Source organism: Hydrogenophaga sedimenti (assembly GCF_051857515.1).
In the GTDB taxonomy this organism is placed as follows: domain Bacteria; phylum Pseudomonadota; class Gammaproteobacteria; order Burkholderiales; family Burkholderiaceae_C; genus Hydrogenophaga.
On record NZ_JBPZHA010000004.1, the window covers coordinates 363,493 to 384,639 of the forward strand.

The following is a 21,147-nucleotide window of genomic DNA, read 5'->3' on the forward strand; positions in this document are numbered from 1 at the left end:
GGCCGGTGCCGGTCCGGCGGTTGGGCCGGCGACAGGGGGGTAATTAGAAACGATTCGCCGACCGGGTTTGTAACCGGCCTTTGCGCCCCGGTGGCCAGAGGCCCGGCGCTCAGTCCGGCCGACCGTACATCACGTTGATGCGCGCCAGGTATTTGGGCACCGGGCCGCTGACGCGGGCGCCGATGTGGATCACCGAATCGGGCGAAAAACCGTGCCGAAAGAACAGGGCGGCACCCTTGCGCGGCGTCACATCGGTCCACCCGCCATCGCGCGCTAGCAGCCGGGTCTGCCCGCCCGCAACGCCGTCCTCCGGACCGTTGAGATAGAGCAGCATCGACAGGCAGGAGCGCAGCGCCCCGCCCCACTCCAGCATCTCGGTGCGATCCGGGTCGAGGCCATAGCCCGGCCAGTCGCCGTCGATGTGGCGGTTGAAGACGTCCTGGTCGTCGTAGCGGTACATGTTGATGCGGTGGCTCAGGCGCCCATGGAGCGGCGCGCCGTCGATCTCGGGCGGCAGCAGGTGGCGGATGCGCGCCAGGATCGGGCCCAGCAGCGCTTCGTCGGCCACCCAGTGCACCGACTTGTTCAGGCGCATGCCCGGCGGGGTGGCGATGCCGGGCGCCTCGTCTCGGTAACCGAACACCTCGCTGGCGGCCACGATGCGGTCGGCCTCCTCGGCCGTGACCACCTCGTCGATGGCAAAAGCCAGCAGGCCGCCGAGCTCGATGTCGCGCCGCCGCGGCTGGAGCGCTGGCGCCGGCCCCAGCGCCAGGGCGGCCGGGGTCTGGGCGAAGGCGTGGATGGGCGTGTCGGGCACCACGCCGCCCATGGGCAGAGAGCCGGTGAGCCGGGCCACCACCCGGGTCTGCGGCCAGTCCATCACCAGCGCCCGACGTTGGGCATGTCGATCCAGGGGCGGGCCGGCGGCAGGGGCGAGCCGCGCTGCAGCAGCTCGATGGAGATCTGGTCGGGCGAGCGCACGAAGGCCATGTAGCCATCGCGCGGCGGTCGCACGATGACCGCGCCGTGCTGCTGCAACCGCTCGCAGGCGGCGTAGATGTCGTCCACCGCGTAGGCCAGGTGGCCGAAGTTGCGACCACCGGTGTAGACCTCGGGGTCCCAGTTGTGGGTCAGCTCGACCTGGGCCTGCTCGTCGCCCGGGGCGGCCAGGTAGACCAGGGTGAAACGGCCTTGCGGCACGTCCGTCGAGTGGAGCACGCGCAGGCCGAGCCCGTCGCGGTAGAAGCGCAGCGAGGCCTCCAGGTCGGTCACCCGGACCATCGTATGAAGGTATTTCATCGGCCGGGCGGCTCAGCGGCCCAGGTTCTTCAGGCGTTCGGGCTGGACGATCTCGATCCAGTAACCGTCGGGGTCCTTGATGAAGGCGACGTCGCGCATCTTGCCCTGCTCCGGGCGCTTGACGTAGGTCAGGCCATGCTGGTCGAACCAAGCCACCGCGGCGTCCAGGTCGGGCACCGAGAAGCAGATGTGGCCGAAGCCCTGGGGCTGTGCGTTGCCGTCGTGGTACCTGAAATCGGGGTTGTTTTCCGTGCCCCAGTTGTGGGTCAGTTCGAGGATGCCGCGCTGCGCGAAGGTCCAGGCGGTGCGCTCGCCGATGTCTTCAGGCGGGTGCTGGTCGCCGTCGTTGCGGTGCAGGAAGTACAGCGAGAACTGCATCTCGGGGAAGTCCAGCTTGCGCAGCACCTGCATGCCCATGACGCCGGTGTAGAAGGCCAGCGAGACTGCCGGGTCCTTCACCCGCAGCATCGAATGGTTGAGCACGAAGCCGCGCGCGGCGGCGGGGGTGTCGGCGACAACGCCGGGGTAGGTTTCGGTCACGAAGCTCATGGATCGGTCGGGGGAATTTCGGGAAAGGAACTGGCCAGCGGCAGCAGGATCAGGCGCCCACCGCCTTCAGGTGCTTTGGGAGCGCGGGCACCGGTGCGTTGCGGACCTGCGGTTCGGCGGCCATCGCGCAGCGCCGCAGGTAGCGCATGCAGGTCACCCGCAGGAAAGAGGCGAAGTTGGGCACCTCGCCCCGGTGCGCGAGGATCTCTTCGTGGAACTTGGCGATCAGCGCGTTTGTGGTGCAGCCGTCTTCCTCGGCCATCTCGGCCAGGATGTCCCACACCATGTTCTCCAGCCGGATGCTGGTGAGCCCGTTGTGGATGCGCACGGTGCGGGTGCGCTGCTCGTACTGGATCGGGTCGGCCTTGACGAAAAATTCACACATGTGTGCCTCCTGATAAACAACGGTTCCGAAGCGCCATCCAGAGCACATGCGATGGCGCAAGACCCAGGGGCACCGAGGAACCGGCTTCGCCGGGCCTCAGGTGCCGCCCCCCCGGGGGGTGACGCGAAGCGGCGCGGGGGGTGCCTCATAGGGCTCTCTTCATCATCTGCTCGGCGATGTATTCGGCCTGGCGGATCGCCAGAGTCACAATGGTCAGCGTGGGGTTTTCCGCGCCGCCGGTGGTGAACTGGCTGCCGTCGCTGATGAACAGGTTGGGGATGTCGTGCGTCTGGCCCCACTTGTTGACCACGCCGTCCTGCGGCCGCGCGCTCATGCGGCTGGTGCCCAGGTTGTGGGTCGAGGGGTACGGTGGCGTGCGGAAGGTGCGGATCGCCCCGGCGGCCTGGTAGATGCGTTCGCCCTGGGTGAAGGCGTGGTTGCGCATGGCGATGTCGTTCTCGTGGTCGTCGAAGTGCACGTTGGGCACGTAGTTGCCCCACTGGTCCTTGGCGTTGGTGTTGAGTGTCACGCGGTTGGTCTCGCGCGGCATGTCCTCGCCCACCAGCCACATGCCGGCCAGCTGGGTGTAGCGGTCCATCCACCAGCTGAACTCCGAACCCCAGCCGCCCGGGTTGAGGAAGGCGGCCATGAACGGGATGCCCAGCGACAGGGTTTCCAGCTCGTAGCCGCCGGCAAACCCGCGCGCCGGGTTGTGGCCCGCCTCGTCGCGCACGATGCCGGCCATGGTGGTGCCGCGGTACATGTGCACCGGGTCCTTGAAGGCGGCGTAGACCGAGCCGGTCATGTGGCGCATGTAGTTGCGGCCGACCTGGCCCGAGGAGTTGGCCAGGCCATCCTTGAACATGCTGGAGGCCGAGAGCAGCAGCAGGCGCGGCGTCTCGATCGAGTTGCCGGCCACGCAGACGATGCGGGCCTTCTGGCGCTGCTCCTTGCCGTCCTTGTCGACGTACACGACGCCCGTCACCTTGCCCGAGGCGTTGTGTTCGATGCGGGTCACGTGGGCCTGGGTGCGCAGCTCGAAGTTGCCCGTTGCCTCGGCCTTGGGGATCTCGGTGTAGAGCGTGGACCACTTGGCGCCGCTCTTGCAGCCCTGGAAGCAGAACCCCAGCTGCATGCAGCGGCCGCGGTCGTCGCGCGGCCGGCTGTTGATGGCCATGTTGCCCGTGTGCACTTCCTTGTAGCCGAGCTTGCTGGCGCCGGCGTACATCACCTTGAAGTTGTTGTTGCCGGGCAGGCCGGGGATGCCGTGGGTGCGGGTCACGCCCATCTTGTTCTCGGCCTTGGCGTAGTAGGGCTCCAGCTCCTTGAGCGTCACCGGCCAGTCCAGCAGGTTGGCGCCCTTGATCTCGCCGTAGGTGGTCCTGGCGCGGAACTCGTGGTCCTGGAAGCGCAGCGAGGCGCCGGCCCAGTGGGTGGTGGTGCCGCCCACGGTCTTGCAGATCCAGGCCGGCAGGCCGGAGAAGTCCTTGGCCACGCGCCAGGTGCCGGAGGTGGTGCGCTTGTCCAGCCAGGCCAGCTGGGAGAACGACTTCCACTCGTCGTTGATGAAGCTCTCGTTGGACTGCATCGCGCCAGCTTCCAGCACCACCACCTTGATGCCCTTCTGGCACAACTCGTTGGCCAGGGTGCCGCCGCCGGCGCCGGAACCGATGATGACGACCACCGCGTCGTCGGAATGTTCAAATTTCGCCATGTCTGTCTCGCTCTGTGTGTGTTCGGGGGATGGATCCGGGCGCCGCGTCAGCCCATGTAGGGCGGCGGACTGGCTTCGGCGGGAGGTGCGGGCAACCACTGCAGGTCCTGGAACCCGCGGGTGATGTAGCCGCCTTTCTCCCAGGACGCGCCGGGATAGCCGAACACGGCGTAGGCCATGTCGTTGTCGTAGAGCGAGGTGATGCACTGGCCGCGCACGGTGCCGAAGAAGGGCGTGCCTTCCAGGCCGCGCACGATATCCAGCCGCTGCGCTTCGCTGGCCTTGGCGAAGCTGCCACCGGCGGCCTTGTTGAGCGCGGCGATGCCGTCGGCCAGCAGCTTCGCAGCCTCGGCGTCGCCCGCGGCCTTGGCGTCCAGGTCCTTGGCCAGCAGCGCGTAGACCGCGTCGGGCAACTTCTCGTGCGGGTAGAGCACACGGCCCATCGCCATCAGCGCCGCACCGTCATCGGCGCTGAGCTTCTTGAGCTCCAGCGCCCACGAGGTCGAGGGCGCCAGGCCGGCCAGCAGGGTGCCGGCGACCAGGCTGCCGAACAGCAGGCCGGAGCCCTTGAGGAAATCGCGCCGCGCCAGCGGCAGCTTCACCGGGCGGACTTCGCCCGTGTCTTCATCACAGCCGCCAGCGGCGGGAGCGGACGAATCCGCAATGGGAATGACGCGCATGTTTGTCTCCAGAGGTCGTTATGGCCCGGGCTGTCCCGGTGCGGTGGGGGAACCTCAGTGTTCGACAAAAGCAGCGTCGCGTGGTGATAGCTGACTACATACCGGGTTAACCCGAACCCGTGCCGCTGGCGACCGTCAGGCGGTGATCTCGATCCGGGTGCCGTCGGGCATGGCGATCACGGCTTCGTAGAAGCCGTCGCCGGTGGTGCGCGGCGCCGAGACCAGGCAGCCCTCGCCCCGGCAGCGCGCCGCCATGGCATCGACCGCCTCAGCGCTGCCCAGCGCGATCGCGACATGGTCCCAGCCCTGGCGCTCGGCGTCGGGCGCCCCTTCGATCCACGGGCCGGTCATCAGCTCCACGCGCGCGGCGTCGCCGGGCAGCACCGCAAAGCGGGAGACAAATCCAGGGCGCCGGCGACTCAAGTACGGCTCACCGACCGTGGCGCCGAAAACGGATTGCCAGAACGCGGCCGCGGCGTCGAGGTCGCGGGTCCAGAGGGCGATGTGGGCCAGTTGCACGGGGATTCCTTTCAGGTCGACCGGGCGACCACCCGGTGCGCACACAGCGGCAGCAGGCCCAGCAGCACCGCCAGCAGCGCGAACGCGACCGGCAGGCTGGCCAGCTGCGACACGAAGCCGATCGCGGCCGGGCCGAGCAGCACGCCGGCGTAGCCGGTGGTCGAGATCGCCGCGATCGCCAGCCCCGGCGGCATCGCCGTCTGCGCACCGGCGCGGCGAAACAGCACCGGCACCAGGTTGGAGGCGCCCAGGCCGATGCAGAGAAAACCCGCCATCGCCGGCCCCACCGAGGGCGCCACCAGCAGCAGCACGAACCCGGCCACCGCCAGCAGCCCGCCCACCGTCAGCACCACGCGGTCGCCCAGCCGCGCGCACAAGGCATCACCGCCGAAACGCCCGGCCGTCATCGCGACGGAAAACACCATGAAACCCAGACCGCCCTGCGCCGCCGGCACCAGACCGCCCTCGGTCAGCAGCAGCGCGCTCCAGTCGAGCACCGCACCCTCGACCAGGAAACACACGCCCGCCAGCCCCGCCAGCAGCAGCACCGGGCCGCGCGGCCAGGCCAGCCGGGGCGGCTCGGCCGGTGGTGCGCTCGCCAGCAGGCGCGGCGCCACGACCGCCATCGCCACCAGCATCAGCACGGCGCCCAGCAGCGTGCCCGCCAGCGGCGTCCAGCCGACCGACAGCAGCGCCGTCACCATGGCCGCGCCGAGCAGGCCGCCGACGCTGAACAGCGCATGGAAACCCGACATCAGCGGCTGGCCCGCGTCGCGCTCGACCGCCAGCGCATGCACGTTCATTGCCACATCCAGCGAACCCAGCGCGGCGCCGAACACCAGCAGCACCAGACCCAGCGTCAGCGGCTGGTCCGCCACCGACAGCAGCGGCAGCAGCAGCGCCACCCCCAGGCCGCCCGCGATCACCACCGGCCGGCTGCCGTGGCGCGCGCTGACCCAGCCGGCCCACAGCATCGCCACCACAGATCCGATGCCCAGGCACAGCAGCAGCGCCCCCAGCGTGCCGTCGCTCACGCCCAGCCGCTGTTTGGCAAACGGCACCAGCGGCGCCCAGCAGGCCAGCGCAAAACCGGCGACCAGAAAGGCCAGGCGCGTGGCGAGCCGGGTCGACGGTCGGTCGGCGCCGCTGCCGGCCACGGCCGGTGAGCACAAGACCTCCGTCGTCATGGCGACCCGGCCTTGAGCACCAGCGCGCCGGCCCTGGCCAGCGCCTTGAGCGTCTGGAAATCGGCGTCGTGCTCGACCACCAGCTGGTCGAGTTCGCGCACCGGCGCGACGCGGTGCGGCGACTGCAGGCCCAGCTTGTCGTTGGTGGCCATGGCCACGCAGTGGCGGCTGGCGGCGCGCAGCGCACGCTTGAAGGCCGCGTCGCCCGCATCCACCGTGCAGACACCGGCCTCGACCGTGATCGCGCAGACACCCAGGAAACAGCGGTCGATGTTCATCTGCCCGACGGCCAGCACGGCGGTGGCATCGATGCAGCCGCCGACCAGCGGATCGACCGCGCCGCCCACCATGACCAGGCGCACGTCCTGCCGGCGCAGCAGGGCGGCGGCGATGTCGACCGAGTTGGTCGCCACGGTGAGTGCGTGTTCGGCCGGCAGCTCGGCCGCGAGCGCCAGGTTGGTGCTGCTGCTGTCGAGGAACAGGAACTCGCCGGGCGCGATGGTCGCGACCGCGGCCCGCGCCAGCGCGGCCTTGCGCTCGCGTCCCTCGTCCATGCGCACCGCCATCGGCGTCGCGCCCGGCAGCGGAGGCAGCGCGCCGCCATAGACGCGGCGACACAGGCCCTCGGCGGCCAGGGCCCGCAGGTCGCGCCGGACCGCGTCTTCGGACACCTGGAATTCGGTTGCCAGCGTACCGGCCACCACCGGCTGGCCCTGCGCCAGCCGTGCCGCGATCTGGTCGCGCCGGGCCAGGGGAATGGGATTGCTCATGCCCGCATCATAACGTGCACAAACAAGAAATACAACATGCACAAACGTGCATTTTCCGGAGACCGCGTCAGGTCATGAGCACGGCCCGGAAATCGTTGACGTTGGTGTGGGTGGGGCCGGTGATGACCAGGTCGCCCAGCGGCGCGAAGAAGCCATAGGCGTCGTTGCGGGCCAGGTGGTCCGCGATCTTCAGCCCCTGTGCCGCCGCCCGCGCCAGCGTGTCGGGCGTGACCAGGGCGCCCGCGTTGTCCTCCACGCCGTCGATGCCGTCGGTGTCCGCCGCCAGTGCCCAGACGCCGCCCTGCCCGCCCAGCGCCTGCGCCAGGCCGAGGCAAAACTCGCCGGCGCGACCGCCGCGGCCCCTGGCCTGGCCTTCGGCACGCGGGCGCACCGTCACCGTGGTCTCGCCGCCGCTGAGGATCACGCAAGGCGCTTCGAAGCTGCTGCGCCCCAGCGCGGTCGAGCGGGCCAGCGCCGCGTGCACCTTGCCGACCTCGCGCGACTCGCCCTCGATCTCGTCGCTCAGCACATACGCCCGCAGGCCCAGGGCACGCGCCGCTCCGGCCGCCGCGTCGAGGCTCTGCTGCGGCGTGGCGATCAGGTGGGTCTCGCAGCGCGCCAGCCGCGGGTCACCGGGCTTGGGGGTTTCGAGTGCATCCGCCTCCAGCTGTTGTCGCACGGCGGGCGGCACGTCGATGCCGTAGCGCCGCAGGATCTCCAGCGCGTCGGCGCAGGTGGTGGCGTCGGCCACGGTCGGCCCGCTGGCGATCACGCTCACGTCGTCACCGGGCACGTCGCTGATGGTCAGCGTGACCACCCGCGCCGGTGCGCACGCCGCCGCCAGGCGCCCGCCCTTGATGCGCGAGAGGTGCTTGCGCACCGTGTTCATTTCGCCGATGTGCGCGCCGCTCTCCAGCAGCTGGCGGTTGATGCGCTGCTTGTCTGCCAGCGTCAACCCGTCGCACGGCAGGGTCAGCAGCGCCGAGCCGCCGCCCGAGATCAGGCACAGCACCAGGTCGTCTTCGGTCAGGCCCTGCGTGAGTGCCAGGATGCGCTGCGCGGCGGCCAGCCCGGCCGCGTCGGGCACCGGGTGCGCGGCCTCGACCACCTCGATGCGCTGCGCCAGCCCGGCGGGCCGGGGCGGGGTGTGGCCGTAGCGCGTGACCACCAGGCCCGACAGCGGCGCACCGGCCGGCCACAGCGCCTCGACCACCTGCGCCATCGCCCCGCCCGCCTTGCCGGCGCCAAGCACCAGCGTGCGCCCCTTCGGTGGCGCCGGCAGGTGGGCTGCCGTGTTGCGCAGCGGCAGCGCACGCTGCACCGCCACGTCGTAGAGATGGCGCAGCAAGGCGCGCGGATCGTCCAGCAGCGACGCGGTCACAGGGGCGCTCCCGACGCCTGCCGCCTGTGCGCGGCCAGCCAGCCCAGGCCGGCCTGCGTACCGCCCGGCCCCTTGTCGGCCGGGAAATATTCGCAGCCCACATGGCCCTGGTAACCGATGCGCTCCAGCCAGTGAAACAGGAAGGCGTAGCAGATCTCGCCCGTGCCCGGCTCGGCGCGGCCGGGGTTGTCGGCGATCTGGATGTGCGCGATCAGCGGCAACCAGCGCTGCAGGTTCGCGGCCAGCTCGCCTTCCATGCGCTGCGCGTGGTAGACGTCGTACTGCAGGAACAGGTTGTCCAGACGGTGCTGCTCGCGCAGTTCGCCAATGAGGGCGATGGCCTGCGACGGCCGGTCCACAAAGAAACCGGGGATGTCGACGCTGTTGATCGGTTCCACCAGCAGCTGCAAGCCGTGCCCGGCCAGCATGCGGGCGGCGGTGCGCAGGTTGGCGCGCAGGGTCACCATCGCCTCGCGGGCGTCCACACCCTCGGGCGGAATGCCGGCCAGACAGTTGAGCCTCGGCACCCCCAGGGCTTTCGCGTAGCCGATCGCCTGTTCGACGCCGGCGAGGAACTCGCCCACCCGTTCCGGGTGACAGGCGATGCCGCGCTCGCCCGCGGCCCAGTCGCCGGCCGGCAGGTTGTGCAGCACCATGCGCTGGCCGTGGGCCTGCAGGAGGGCGGCCAGTTCGTCGGCCGGGTGCGCGTAGGGGAACTGGCATTCGACCGCGTCGAATCCGCAGGCCTTGGCGGCCGCGAAGCGTTCGGGAAACGGCAGATCGGTGAACAGGGTGCTGAGGTTGGCTGAGAATGCAAACATGCTGACCATTGTGGCGCAGCACCCTTCCCCCGCGACCTCATGAAGACCCTGCTGATCGACCACGCCACCTGCATCGCCACCTTCGACCACACCGACCCTTGGCAGGGCCGCGAACTGAAGGACGCGTCGCTGTTCGTGCGCGGCCAGGTCATCGAATGGATCGGCCCCGGCGCCGAACTGCCGCCCGCGCTGCGCGAGGCGGCCGACGAGACCATCGACGCGCGCGGCCACCTGGTCACGCCCGGGCTGGTGAACACGCACCACCACATGTACCAGAGCCTCACGCGCGCCATCCCGGGCGTGCAGGACGCCGAACTCTTCGGCTGGCTGCGTGGGCTCTACCCGATCTGGGCCGGGCTGACGCCGGAGATGGTGCAGGTCTCGACCCAGGTGGCGATGGCCGAGCTGCTGATGAGCGGCTGCACCACCAGCAGCGACCACCTCTACATCTACCCCAACGGCGTGCGGCTGGAAGACAGCATCGAGGCGGCGCAGCAGATCGGCATGCGCTTCGTGGCCACGCGCGGCAGCATGAGCGTGGGGCAATCGCAAGGCGGCCTGCCGCCCGACCGCGTGGTCGAAAAGGAAGACGCGATCCTCAAGGACAGCCAGCGCCTGATCGAGACCTGGCACGACGCATCGCACGGCGCCATGGTGCAGGTGGCGCTGGCGCCGTGTTCGCCGTTTTCCGTCAGCCCGGCGCTGATGAAGGCCAGCGCCGAACTGGCGCGCAGCTTCAAGGGCCAGGGCGTGCGCCTGCACACCCACCTGGCCGAGAACGACCACGACATCGCCTACAGCCGCGAGAAGTTCAACAGGACGCCGGCGCAGTACGCGCAGGAGCTGGGCTGGCTGGGCGAGGACGTGTGGCACGCGCACTGCGTGAAGCTGGACGACGAAGGCATTTCACTCTTCGCCGCCACGCGCACCGGTGTGGCGCACTGCCCCTGCAGCAACATGCGCCTGGCCAGCGGCATTGCGCCGGTGCGCCGCATGGTCAGCGCCGGGGTGCCGGTGGGCCTGGGCGTGGACGGCAGCGCCAGCAACGACGCGGCGCACATGGTCAACGAGGCGCGGCAGGCGCTGCTGCTGGCGCGCGTGGGCCGCGCCCTGCAGCCGCCGGAAACCCGCGACGGACGCACCTTCTTCGGCTGCGACCTGGGCCCGGCCGAGATGACGGCGCGCGACGCGCTGCACATCGCCACCCGCGGCGGCGCGCAGGTGCTGGGCCGCAAAGACATCGGGCATCTGTCGGTCGGCATGTGCGCCGACTTCGCGCTGTTCGACCTGCGCACGCTGGGCTTTGCCGGCGGCGCGGTGCACGACCCGGTCGCCAGCCTGATGCTCTGCGCCAGCCCGCCCGCGGCGTACACCGTGGTCAACGGCCAGGTCGTGGTGCGCGAGGGACAGCTGGCGACCGTCGACCTCGGCCCGCTGGTGGAGCGGCACAACCGCCTCGCGATCGGGCTCGCGCAGGCGGCTCGCCACCAGCAACTAATGCCAGGGTTGCAGCAATGAGGCGAGCCAGCTGTTGAGGTCGCGGATCTGCTGCGGGCAGACCTCGTGCCCCATCGAATAGGGGTGCCAGGCGATGTCAAAACCCAGATCGGTCAGGGCGTCGCGCGAGGCCTTGGCGCGCGACGGCACCACGACGGCATCCTGGTCGCCGTGGGCCATGAAGATCGGCACGTCGCGGTTGGCGGGGTGGAGCTCGGCCTCGGTGGCGCCCGGCAGCGGCAGATAGCCGGACAGCACGACCAGCCCGGCCAGCCGCTGCGGGGCACGCAGGCCGGCCATCAGCGCCATCACCGCACCCTGCGAGAAACCCAGCAGCACCACGTGCTCCGGCGGCACGCCACGCGCGGCCTCGCGGTCGATCAGGGCCTGCACCACCTCCTGCGAGGCGCGCAGGCCTTCTTCGTCCTGCGTCGACAGGGCACCCGTGACCGCGGCCACCGGTCGCGGGTCGTACCAGGCGCGCATCGGCTCGTCGTTCACGCTGACCTTGCGCAGCGGCGCATCGGGAAACACATAACGCACCGCACCGACCTTGGACAGGTCCAGCTCGCTCACCAGCGGCGCGAAATCGCGCCCGTCGGTGCCCAGGCCATGCAGCACGATCAGGGTCGCGGCGGGAATGGCCTTGGGGTCGGGGCCGGTGACGGTTTCACGCAGCTGGATTTTCTGTCGGACGCTCATGGCGGCAGCATAGCCTTGCAAGGGGTCCGCGGAAGCCTGTCGTTCGCACGATCCCCGCGCCTGTTACAGACGGATGCACTCGCGGCACCGGAACGTCGCGCTCAGCCCACGAACTGCCGCACGGTCTGCACCAGCCGGGCCGACTGCTGCTGCAGCGCATCGGCCGCCGCCGCCGCCTGCTCCACGATGGCGGCGTTCTGCTGGGTGTTCTGGTCGATCTCGCCGATCGCGTCGGTCACCGCACGGATGCGCCCCGACTGCTCGCGCGTCACCTGGCTGACCTCGGACAGCAGCTGGTCGACCTGCTGGACGGCGTCGCCCAGGTGGTTCAGCGAGGCCTCGGCCTGGTGGATCAGGGCGGCGCCGGAGGCCACCCGCTCGACCGAGTCGACGGTGAGCTGGCGGATGTCCTTGGCCGCGGCGGCGCTGCGCTGGGCCAGCGTGCGCACCTCGCCGGCCACCACCGCAAAGCCGCGCCCCTGGTCGCCGGCACGGGCCGCCTCGACCGCGGCGTTGAGCGCCAGGATGTTGGTCTGGAAGGCGATCGAGTCGATCAGGCCGGTGATGTCGGCGATGCGGCGGCTCGATTCGTTGATCTTGTCCATCGCGTCGCGGGTCTCGCGCATCACGTGCTGGCCGTTGTGGGCCTGGGTGACCGCCTCGCGCGCCAGTTGCGCCGCGTGGTCGGAGGATTCGGCGCTGTGGGCCACGGCCTGCGACAGGTCGCGCATGGCGCTGGCACTCTGCTGCAGGTGCGAGGCCTGCTGCTCGGTGCGCACCGACAGGTCGGCATTGCCGCTGGCGATCTCGCGCGAGGCGTTGGCCACACCACCCGACACATCGCCGACTTCGCCGAAGGCCTCGCGCAGCTTGCGCGAGAAGCCGTTGAAACCGCGGGCGATCACGGTGAGTTCGTCGTTGCCGCGCACCGGCAGCTCCACCCGCAGGTCGGTGTGGCCCGAAGCCAGCCCTTCCATCGTGCGGCCGAGGTCGCGCAGCGGTCGCATCAGCGAACGCACCAGCAGACTCATGCACACCGCGGCCAGCGCACAGGCCACGGCGGCCGCGGCGATGGCGGCGTACAGCTGCTGCTGCGCGGCGGCGGCGGCCACCGCCAGGGGATAGGACACCACCACACTCCAGGGCGCCGTGCCCGGCTGGATGGTCACCGGCGTGTAGATGTGCGCCCAGCCCCGGCCGTCGTCCCAGACCTGGCGTTCGCCCCTGGCCACCTTGGCCAGCACGTCGGCCGGCAGGTCGTCGGCCTTCTTGCCCAGGCGGGCCTTGTCCTGGGTCGCCAGATACTGGCCGCCGTTGGACAGCAGCGAGACCCGGCCGCCCGGCACCGGCTCCAGCGTGCCCAGCCGCTCCGACAAACCCGACAGCGGCAGATCGGAACCGGCGGCACCGACAAACTTGCCGCCGACCAGGATCGGCGTGACCATCGTCGTCATCAGCACGTCCTTGCCCGCCACCGGGTAGACGTAGGGTTCGATCAGCGCGGGCTTGAGCGTCTTGCGGGGAATGTTGTACCAGTCGTTGGCGCCTTCCTTTTCATAGTCGAGCAGCGGTTCGACCGCGATCTGGCCGCTGCCGCGGTTCCAGTAGGCGATGTAGCGGCCGGTGTCGTCGTAGGCCGGCGTCTTCTTGACGAATTCGGCGTCCTTGCCGTCCAGGGCGTTGGGCTCCCAGATCGAATAGGAACCGATGAACTCGGTGCGCTGGGTCAGCACCTGGCGGGAGGTGTCGTCGAGCTGGTCGCGGCTGGGCGGGTGCCCGGAGGACTTCATGCCCTCCAGCGTGGCACCGAAGGTCAGCACCGCCGCGAAGCTGCGGCCCAGTTCGCCGCCGATCTGCGCGGCGGCGTGTTCGGCGGCGAGCGCGGCCTGATCGCCGGCCGCCTGACGGGCCCGTTCGCTCGATTTCAGACCGACCACGGCGCTGGTGGCGGCCACACAAAGGACACACAGGGCCACCGAAGCCAGGCTGAGCTTGGCGGTCAGGGACCAGGCGCCGGGCCGGAATCCGGCGGCAAGGGAGCGATCGTTCATGGCGTCGACGGTACGGAGACGGAGGGTCTCGGTACTATCGACGCACGCTCCCCATACTTAACACCGGATCAGCGCGGCTCCGCTGCCGTATTTCGGTCTTGCCTCAGGACTTGCCGGCCGTGAAACCACCGTCGACCAGCAGGTTGGCACCGGTCACGAAGCTGGCCTCGTCGCTGAGCAGGAACAGCGTGGCGCTGGCGACCTCTTCCGGTCGGCCCAGGCGGCCCAGCGGGTGCAGGCCGATCAGGAAGTTCTTGGTCGCCTCGTCCAGCGCCGACAGCAGCGGGGTGTCGATGTAGCCCGGGCCGATGCTGTTGACGCGCACGCCCTTGCTGGCCCCTTCGAGGGCGAGCGTGCGGGTCAGGTTGACCACGCCGCCCTTGGCTGCGGTGTAGGCCGCGGTGCCGCTCTGGCCGAACACACCCAGGATGGACGCGCAGTTGACGATGCTGCCCTTGCCCTGCGCGTACATCGGCTTGAGCGCAGCGCGGGCGACGCGGAACACGCCGTTGAGGTTGATGTCGATGATGCGCAGGAAGTCGGCGTCGGGGTAGCTGTCCGCGGGGTGGATGCCGCCGATGCCGGCGTTGTTGAACACGCCGTCGAGCCGGCCGAACTTCGCCACCGTGGCCGCCACCATCGCGTCGACCTGTTCGGTGGAGCTGACGTCGACCGGCACGAACAGGCAGCGGCCGGGATAACGCGCGTCCAGCCGGGCGGCTTCGGTCGCCCCGGTCGAGCTGGCCAGATCGGCCAGCGCCACCCTGGCGCCCTCGGCCAGGCAGCGCTCCACCGTGGACAGGCCGATGCCGCTGGCGCCACCGGTGACGAGGATGACTTGGTCTTGCAGTCGCATGGAAATACCTCCGGAAGGATTCAGGGCGCCACGGGTTGCGGCGCCATGGATTCATTCTGGGCGGTTCATGTGACGCTGGCCACCGATCCGGTCAAGAAAGCTGTCGCACCAGCCAGGCGTTGAGGTCGGCAATCTCTTCCATGCAGACCTCGTGCGCCATCGGGTAGTGGTGCCAGTCCACCGGATAGCCCAGGGCCTGGACCACATCCCGCGCGCCTTCGCCGCGCTCGACCACCACCACATCGTCGTGGTCGCCGTGCGCCATGAAGACCGGCACGCCGTGGTTGGCGTCGCTGATCTCGGCACCGGTCTGCAGGGCCAGCGGCAGGTAGCCCGAGAGAGCCACCAGGCCCGCCAGCCGTTGCGGCACCCGCAGGCCGGCCAGCAGGGTCATGGCACAGCCCTGCGAAAACCCCATCAGCACCACACGCCCGGCGGGCACACCACGCTGCACTTCGCGATCGATCAGCTGCTGCACGATGCCCTGCGACTCGCGCAGACCGGGCTCGTCCTCGCGGCGGCCTCCGTCCGGCCCCGGCGGGTAGATGTCGTACCAGGCGCGCATCTCGTGGCCGCCATTGATCGTCACCGGCCGCACCGGCGCGCTGGGGAACACGAAGCGCACCGGCCCGACGGCCGACAGGTCCATGGCCTCGGCCACGGGCACGAAATCGCTGCCGTCCGCGCCGAGACCGTGCAGCACGATGATGCTGGCGGCCGGCTGGGCGCCGGCGTCACCGCCGGTGGTGAATTCGAGCAGTTCGATGGAGTGGCTGGGTGGGTTCATCCGGCCAGCATAGCGTCACCGGACGGCCCTGTCGCCGCTCAGCCCCACTGCACGCAGCGCATCGACAGCGTGCCTTCGTGGAAGCCCTCGAACACATGGCGCGGCTTCTCGCCGGCCTGCGCGGCGCCGAGCGCGTAGAGCATGGGGTAGTAGTGGTCGGGGAACGGCACCGCCGTGCGGGCACCGGCCGACAGGCCTTCCCACTTGGCCAGCGCCGGCGTGTCGCCGGCGTCCATCGCGGCCTTGACCGCATCGTCGAACCCCTGCGCCCAACCGGCGCTGGCGCGCCCGGTTTCGCCCGCATCGCGGTCCAGGATGCCCAGGTTGTGCACCACGTTGCCGCTGCCGACCACCATCACCCCCTCGCCACGCAACGCGGCCAGGGCGCGGCCCATGGCGACGTGGAAGGCGCCCTCGCGCGTGATGTCGATCGAGAGCTGGAACACCGGTACGTCGGCGGCCGGATACAGGTGCTTGAGCACGGTCCAGGCGCCGTGGTCGAGGCCCCGGGCCGTGTCCTGGCCGACGATGCGGGGGGCCAGCCGGCCGGCGGCCTGCTGCGCCACCGCCGGTGCGCCGGGTGCGGGGTACTGGACCTCGTAGAGCGGCGCCGGGAAACCGCCGAAGTCGTAGATCAGTGCGGGCTCGGCCGTGGTCGACACGCGGGTGTCGCGCTCGGTCAGCCAGTGGGCCGAGACCATCAGGATGGCCTTGGGCCGGCCCAGTGTCTCGCCCCACTGGTTCAGCGCCTTGGTGAAGCGGTTGTTCTGGATCGCGTTCATCGGGCTGCCGTGGCCGATGAACAGGGCCGGCGCGGGGCCCTTCATGGGCGGCAGGGTGCTGGCGGGCCGCGGGCGGGCGTTCGCGGCATTGGACTGGCGCAGCCAGACGCCCAGGGTGAGCAGGGCGGCACCGGCGGCCGAGGCCGTGGCCAGGGTGCGGCGGTTGAAGCGGGAGGGAGCGTTCATGGGATCGGGACGTGGAAGACCCGAGTGTGAACGCTCAGAGCCCCAACAGTTCCCGCGCCTTCGCAAAAGACACCGTCGGCTGCAGCACGTCGAAGTGCACCACCTGCATCCCGGCCTTCACCCCGCCGTCGGCGTTGCGCTGCTGGTCGTCGACGAACACGCACTCGCCGGCCGGCAGCCCCAGCGCCTCGGTCACGGCCGCGTAGGCGCGCGGGTCGGGTTTGAGGATGCCGGTGTAGGTCGCGTCCACGGTCACGTCGAACAGCTGCAGCAGCGGCAGGCGGCGGCGGAAGTCGGCGCCGTAGAACAGGTCCAGCTCGTTGGAGAGGATCGCCAGCTTGCGACCGGCGGCCTTGGTGGCGCAGATGATGGACACCGCCTCGGGCCGGATCACGGCTTCGACATCGGCGCCGCGCGCGCGCTGCACGAAGGTTTCCATCTTGTCCCAGTCCTCGCCGAGCAGGCGGCCGACCTCGCGGGTGCGGGCCATCCAGTAGTCGCGCTCGCTCAGCTTGTCCGCCAGCATGTCCTGCCAGAGCGGGTCGGTGGCCGGGTCGAACGGACCTTTCCAGGTCAGCGTGCCGGGCGGCAGGCCCAGGGCCTGTTCCGACAGCGCGTGTGTCTCGAACAGCATGCGGCTGATGACGCCGCCGAAGTCGAGCACCAGTGCCTTTGCACCGCGTTCACCGCTCATGCCGCTTTCCTTTCTTCGGTCACGTCCAGAACGCCAGGCGGCACCAGCCCCGCGGCCACCCAGCCGTCGAACACGCGCAGCGCGGCCTGCACGAAGGCCTCGTCGTTGATGTGCGCATCCACCGGCTGGAACACGGTGCCGGGCGCGATCACGTGCACCATCTCGTCGGTGAACGCCTTCAGGCCCTCGGGGTCGTGCAGCGGTTCGCCCGGCCGGTCCCACTGCTCGACGCCGCCCGTGGGCAGCAGCAGGCAGGTCGGCCCGGTGGCCTGCTCCAGCCGATCGGCGATGGCGCGCGCCACATGGCGGCGCATCTCGGGGTCGATGCAGACCGAGGCGATCAGGCGGTTGTGCTCGTGCACCGAGCGGCCGATGAAGGGTTCGGGGCAACGCGTCCAGGCCGCGAAGTCGACCATGTCGGTCGCGCCCGGCGCCACGATCTGCGGCACGCCCGCCCGGCCCGCGCCCAGCAGGCGCTCGCTGCCCGCGCTCACGCAGCTGCCCGCGAGGTCGTTCACCAGTTCCTGCAGGCTGAAGTCCATCACGCAGGCGAAGTAGCCGCGGTGGGCCAGGTCTTCGAAGGCCCGCCCACCCATGCCGGTGGTGTGGAACACGGCGAGTTCGTAGCCGCGGGCTTCCAGCGCCGGCTTGAGCTTCTTCATGTAGGTGAGCGCGCTGCTGCCCAGCGAGGTCATGCCCACCACCGGGCGCGCGTCCGGCTCGGCTGCGCGCGCCAGGCAGGCGCCGACCACCGCGCCGGCCGCCTGCCCCAGCGCCGCCTTGCACAGGCGGTTCAGGCCGTACAGGCCACCGGCCCACAGCCGCATGATCAGGTCGGGCGGGATGCGGTCGGGCGGGATCAGCGGCGAATACGCGATGGTCGAGAGCACCACCTTGGGCACGCCCAGCGGCAGGCGGTTGGTCACGTCCAGCGCGAGGTCGGTGCCCATGGTGCCGCCCAGGGCCAGCAGGCCGTCGAAGCGGCCTTCGAGGTACCACTGGTTGGCGATCAGCGCCGCGCCTTCGGCCATCAGCTTCATCGAGGTGTTCTCGTCGCCGGTGGCCATGACCTGCTGCAGCGTCACGCCGGCGGCCGCCGCCACCTCGGTGTTGAGGATGTCGGGCGTGAAGCCGCCCTGGCCGAGCACGCCCACGTCCATCACCAGCGCGCTGCCACCGCACACCGCGACCTGCTCGCGCAGGTAGGCGATCTCGTCGCTCTTGGTGTCGACGGTGCCGATCAGCAGGATGACCGGCGCGCGGCCAGCCTTCGTGGGGCTCACAGCGAGGCCTCCACGGCGGCAAACGAGGCTTCGAGCACATCGCACAGGTGGTTCACTTCTTCCAGCGAAATCACCAGCGGTGGCGAGAGGATGAGGTTGGGGCCGGAGATGCGCACCATCAGGCCGCGCTGATACGCCTCTTTGGCCACGCGCGCCGGGATGTCGCTGCTGCGCGGCATGGGCGTGCGCAGGGCCTTGTCGTCCACCATCTCGATGCCCAGCATCAGGCCGACACCGCGCACGTTGCCGACGAAGCTGCAGCTCTGCTCCAGCTTGCGCAGGCGCTCCTGCATCACCGCCCCGACGCGCCCGGCGTTGCCCGGCACGTCCAGCATGGCGATCTGGTCCAGCGTGGCCAGCGCGGCGGCCGCGGCCACCGGGTGGGCGCTGTAGGTGTAGCCGTGGCCCACGGCGGCCTGGCCGGTCTTGTCGTCGTTGAACACCTGCGCGACCTTCGAAGAAATCGCGGTCGCGCCCAGCGGCACGTAACCCGAGCTGATGCCCTTGGCCAGACACCAGAGGTCGGCCTGCACGCCCCACAGGCGGGTGCCGAACAGATGGCCGGTGCGGCCGAAGCCGGTGACCACCTCGTCGGCGATCAGCAGCACGCCGTGCTTGTCGCAGATCTTGCGCACCAGCGGCCAGTAGTTGGCCGGCGGCACGATCACGCCGCCCGCGCCCTGCACCGGCTCGGCGATGAAGGCCGCCACCGTGTCCGGCCCCTGGAACACGATCTCGCGCTCCAGCAGCTCGGCGCAGATCTCGCCCAGCTCCAGCGGGTCGCTGGTGTACGGGTTGCGGTAGAGCCAGGGCGTGTCGATGTGGAAACAGCCGGGCAGCAGCGGTTCGTAGGCGCGGCGGAAGTTGGTGTTGCCGTTGACGCTCATGCCACCGAAGTGCACGCCGTGGTAGCCCTGGCGCAGGCTGATGAACTTGAAGCGGTCCTTCTCGCCGCGCAGCTTGTGGTACTGGCGCGCCAGCTTGAGCGCGGTCTCCACCGCGTCCGATCCGCCGCTGGAGAACATGACGCTGGCCACGCCATCGGGCTCCATCATCTTCACCAGCCGGGCCGAGAGTTCGATGGCGCGCGGGTGCGAGGTGCCGCGGAAGGTGTTGTAGAAGGGCAGCTCGTCGAGCTGGGCCACGATGGCGTCGCGCACCGGCTTGGCGCTGTGGCCGAGGTTGCTGGCCCAGAGGCCGCCCACGCCGTCGAGCATCTTGTGGCCGTCCACGTCCCAGATCCAGCAGCCTTCGCCGCGCGCGACGATGTCGGGCTTGGCCTTCTTCATGGCCGCCGGGTGCGCCATGGGGTGCCACTGGAATTCGGCGTTGTCCTGCTTGAGTTGTTCGATGCTGCTCATGAGGTATTCCCTGTTCAGAAAGGTTGGCCGACGGTGATGGTTTTCACCTCGGTGTAGTGCGTGATACCCTCGGCGCCCTGCTCCTGGCCGAGGCCACTTTCCTTGTGGCCGCCGAAGGGCAGTTCGGGCTGCGAGACGCCGAAGTGGTTGATGCCGACCATGCCGGCGGCGATCTCTTCGCCCAGGCGGTGCGCGGTGTGCAGGTCGCGCGTGAAGGCGTAGGCGCCGAGCGCGTAGGGCAGCGCGTTGGCCTGTTCGATGGCAGCGTCCAGCGTGTCGTAGGGCTGGACCACGGCGATGGGGCCGAAGGGTTCCTGCTGCATCACGCGGCTGCTGGCCGGTGCGTCGGCGAACACGGTGGGCTCGAAGAAGAAGCCGGGCCGCGCGACGCGGTGGCCGCCGGTGAGCAGGCGTGCGCCCTGGCCCACCGCGTCGTCGACGAAACGCTCCATGTCCTCGATGCGGCGCGCGTGCGTCAGTGGTCCCATCTGCGTGGCGGCGTCCAGCCCCGAACCGAGTTGCAGCTTCTGCGCGGCGGCGGCGAAACGCTCGCTGAACACGGTGAGCTGTGCGCGCGGCACGTAGAAGCGGATCGGCGAGGCGCAGACCTGACCCGCGTTGCGGTACTTGGCGGTGACCGACTGCTTGAGCACGAAGTCGAGGCCCGCGCCCGTGGCCATGTCCTCGGCCACGATGACCGGCGCGTGGCCACCGAGTTCGCCGGTGAAGCGCTTGACGTGGCGCGCCGCCTGCTCACCCAGCAGCTTGCCCACGGCCACCGAACCGGTGACCGACACCTTGGCGATCTCGGGCCGCTCGATCAGGAAGGACGACACCTGCGCCGGGTCGCCGCAGACCAGGTTGATCGCGTCGGCCGGCACGCCCGCGTCGAGGAAGCAGCGCACCAGCAGCATGGCGCTGCCCGGCGTTTCTTCGGCCGGCTTGAGCACCACGCTGCAGCCCGCGGCGAGCGCGCTGCCGAGCTTGCGGCTGGGCAGGTTGACCGGGAAGTTCCAGGGCGTGAACGCCGCGACCGGGCCGACCGGCACGCGCTGCACGGTGTGCGAGAGGATGCCGTCGACGCGCGGTGCGACGCTGCGGCCGTAGAGGCGTTTGCCCTCCTCGGCCTGGAAATCGATGATGTCGGCCGAGAGCAGCACCTCGCGCTTGGCTTCGGCCAGCGGCTTGCCCTGTTCGAGCGTGAGCACGTGAGCGATCTCGCCGGCGCGCTGGCGCAACAGCTCGGCGGCGCGGCGCAGGATCACATAGCGGTCGTGCGGGCGCACGCGGCGCCACTGTTCAAAGCCGCGTTGCGCGGACTCAGCGGCGGCCGCGAGTTCGACCGGGCCGGCCAGCGGCAGCACAGCAAGCGTTTCTTCGGTCGCGGGGTTGATGACGGGGCGTGTGCCGCCCGAGGCTTGCGGGAGCCATTGGCCGGCCACGTGCAGAGAAAGCGTTGGGTAGGAAACAGTCATGCCGTCACTGTGCCGGCCACCTCTCTTCTTGCGTGATCGGAAATGCGCAAACTGCGCTTACGGGTTTACCCGAACACCCCCGCCCTTGCTGCGGCAGGCGCTCCGTGGCCGGGGCGATTTTCCGGGGTGGCTGTGTCCGTCCGACCGGGGCCGGGCGCGCAGGTGCGC

Annotated in this window: 21 protein-coding genes; 1 reads left to right on the forward strand and 20 read right to left on the reverse strand. The window is 70.2% G+C overall.

Annotated elements, in window-relative coordinates; all coding sequences use genetic code 11:
- Positions 1–109: 109 nt before the first annotated feature.
- From ACS5NL_RS09015 to ACS5NL_RS09065, 11 genes are all read right to left on the reverse strand, one after another.
- Positions 110–880 carry a 2OG-Fe(II) oxygenase family protein gene (locus ACS5NL_RS09015; RefSeq protein WP_439353391.1) on the reverse strand — a complete coding sequence of 257 codons (771 nt, stop codon included), beginning with the start codon at positions 878–880 and terminating at the stop codon, positions 110–112.
- Positions 880–1,299, reverse strand: a complete 420-nt coding sequence (locus ACS5NL_RS09020; protein WP_439353392.1) for a VOC family protein — start codon at positions 1,297–1,299, stop codon at positions 880–882. The genes ACS5NL_RS09015 and ACS5NL_RS09020 overlap by 1 nt, the downstream gene beginning before the upstream one ends.
- A gap of 12 nt (positions 1,300–1,311) precedes the next feature.
- Positions 1,312–1,848, reverse strand: coding sequence for a lactoylglutathione lyase (gene gloA, locus ACS5NL_RS09025; RefSeq protein WP_439353393.1), 537 nt, complete (start codon positions 1,846–1,848; stop codon positions 1,312–1,314).
- Between the two features lie 49 nt (positions 1,849–1,897).
- Positions 1,898–2,233, reverse strand: coding sequence for a ribbon-helix-helix domain-containing protein (locus ACS5NL_RS09030; protein WP_439353394.1), 336 nt, complete (start codon positions 2,231–2,233; stop codon positions 1,898–1,900).
- Positions 2,234–2,378: 145 nt separating this feature from the next.
- Complete coding sequence (locus tag ACS5NL_RS09035; RefSeq protein WP_439353395.1) at positions 2,379–3,947, reverse strand: GMC family oxidoreductase; 1,569 nt, start codon at positions 3,945–3,947, stop codon at positions 2,379–2,381.
- A 47-nt stretch (positions 3,948–3,994) separates the two neighbouring features.
- Positions 3,995–4,627: a twin-arginine translocation signal domain-containing protein gene (locus tag ACS5NL_RS09040; protein ID WP_439353396.1), complete on the reverse strand. Its 633-nt coding sequence runs from the start codon at positions 4,625–4,627 to the stop codon at positions 3,995–3,997.
- Positions 4,628–4,762: 135 nt separating this feature from the next.
- A complete protein-coding gene (locus ACS5NL_RS09045; RefSeq protein WP_439353397.1) occupies positions 4,763–5,146 on the reverse strand; it encodes a VOC family protein in 384 nt (127 codons plus the stop codon).
- Positions 5,147–5,157: 11 nt separating this feature from the next.
- Positions 5,158–6,333: an MFS transporter gene (locus ACS5NL_RS09050; RefSeq protein WP_439353398.1), complete on the reverse strand. Its 1,176-nt coding sequence runs from the start codon at positions 6,331–6,333 to the stop codon at positions 5,158–5,160.
- Positions 6,330–7,103 (reverse strand): DeoR/GlpR family DNA-binding transcription regulator, encoded by a 774-nt coding sequence (locus tag ACS5NL_RS09055; protein ID WP_439353399.1) that lies wholly within the window; start codon positions 7,101–7,103, stop codon positions 6,330–6,332. The genes ACS5NL_RS09050 and ACS5NL_RS09055 overlap by 4 nt, the downstream gene beginning before the upstream one ends.
- Positions 7,104–7,170: 67 nt before the next feature.
- Positions 7,171–8,484: a glycerate kinase type-2 family protein gene (locus ACS5NL_RS09060; RefSeq protein WP_439353400.1), complete on the reverse strand. Its 1,314-nt coding sequence runs from the start codon at positions 8,482–8,484 to the stop codon at positions 7,171–7,173.
- Entirely contained in the window at positions 8,481–9,305 is an 825-nt protein-coding gene (locus ACS5NL_RS09065; protein WP_439353401.1) for a hydroxypyruvate isomerase family protein, read from the reverse strand. Before ACS5NL_RS09065 ends, ACS5NL_RS09060 begins: the two co-directional genes overlap by 4 nt.
- Before the next feature lie 39 nt (positions 9,306–9,344).
- Here ACS5NL_RS09065 and ACS5NL_RS09070 point away from each other — a divergent pair, with 39 nt between their 5' ends.
- Positions 9,345–10,823: an 8-oxoguanine deaminase gene (locus ACS5NL_RS09070; protein ID WP_439353402.1), complete on the forward strand. Its 1,479-nt coding sequence runs from the start codon at positions 9,345–9,347 to the stop codon at positions 10,821–10,823.
- On the opposite strand, the gene ACS5NL_RS09075 is transcribed toward ACS5NL_RS09070, so the two are convergent.
- The 9 genes from ACS5NL_RS09075 to ACS5NL_RS09115 all read right to left on the reverse strand — a co-directional run bounded on the left by ACS5NL_RS09075 (position 10,800) and on the right by ACS5NL_RS09115 (position 20,979).
- Positions 10,800–11,504: an alpha/beta hydrolase gene (locus ACS5NL_RS09075; RefSeq protein WP_439353403.1), complete on the reverse strand. Its 705-nt coding sequence runs from the start codon at positions 11,502–11,504 to the stop codon at positions 10,800–10,802. The two genes, ACS5NL_RS09070 and ACS5NL_RS09075, sit on opposite strands and share 24 nt — an antisense overlap.
- Positions 11,505–11,605: 101 nt before the next feature.
- On the reverse strand, positions 11,606–13,555 hold the full coding sequence (locus ACS5NL_RS09080; protein WP_439353404.1) for a methyl-accepting chemotaxis protein: 1,950 nt from the start codon (positions 13,553–13,555) through the stop codon (positions 11,606–11,608).
- Between the two features lie 103 nt (positions 13,556–13,658).
- Positions 13,659–14,411, reverse strand: coding sequence for an SDR family NAD(P)-dependent oxidoreductase (locus ACS5NL_RS09085; RefSeq protein ID WP_439353405.1), 753 nt, complete (start codon positions 14,409–14,411; stop codon positions 13,659–13,661).
- Between the two features lie 91 nt (positions 14,412–14,502).
- Positions 14,503–15,198: an alpha/beta hydrolase gene (locus ACS5NL_RS09090; protein ID WP_439353406.1), complete on the reverse strand. Its 696-nt coding sequence runs from the start codon at positions 15,196–15,198 to the stop codon at positions 14,503–14,505.
- Positions 15,199–15,236: 38 nt separating this feature from the next.
- Complete coding sequence (ygiD, locus tag ACS5NL_RS09095) at positions 15,237–16,166, reverse strand: 4,5-DOPA-extradiol-dioxygenase (RefSeq protein ID WP_439353407.1); 930 nt, start codon at positions 16,164–16,166, stop codon at positions 15,237–15,239.
- A 34-nt stretch (positions 16,167–16,200) separates the two neighbouring features.
- The gene (locus ACS5NL_RS09100) at positions 16,201–16,860 is read right to left on the reverse strand and encodes an HAD-IA family hydrolase (protein ID WP_439353408.1); all 660 of its coding nucleotides are present in this window, start codon (positions 16,858–16,860) and stop codon (positions 16,201–16,203) included.
- The gene (locus ACS5NL_RS09105; protein WP_439353409.1) at positions 16,857–18,143 is read right to left on the reverse strand and encodes a Tm-1-like ATP-binding domain-containing protein; all 1,287 of its coding nucleotides are present in this window, start codon (positions 18,141–18,143) and stop codon (positions 16,857–16,859) included. Before ACS5NL_RS09105 ends, ACS5NL_RS09100 begins: the two co-directional genes overlap by 4 nt.
- Positions 18,140–19,504 (reverse strand): aminotransferase class III-fold pyridoxal phosphate-dependent enzyme, encoded by a 1,365-nt coding sequence (locus tag ACS5NL_RS09110; RefSeq protein WP_439353410.1) that lies wholly within the window; start codon positions 19,502–19,504, stop codon positions 18,140–18,142. Before ACS5NL_RS09110 ends, ACS5NL_RS09105 begins: the two co-directional genes overlap by 4 nt.
- A 14-nt stretch (positions 19,505–19,518) precedes the next feature.
- Positions 19,519–20,979 carry an NAD-dependent succinate-semialdehyde dehydrogenase gene (locus tag ACS5NL_RS09115; protein ID WP_439353411.1) on the reverse strand — a complete coding sequence of 487 codons (1,461 nt, stop codon included), beginning with the start codon at positions 20,977–20,979 and terminating at the stop codon, positions 19,519–19,521.
- Positions 20,980–21,147 lie beyond the last annotated feature (168 nt).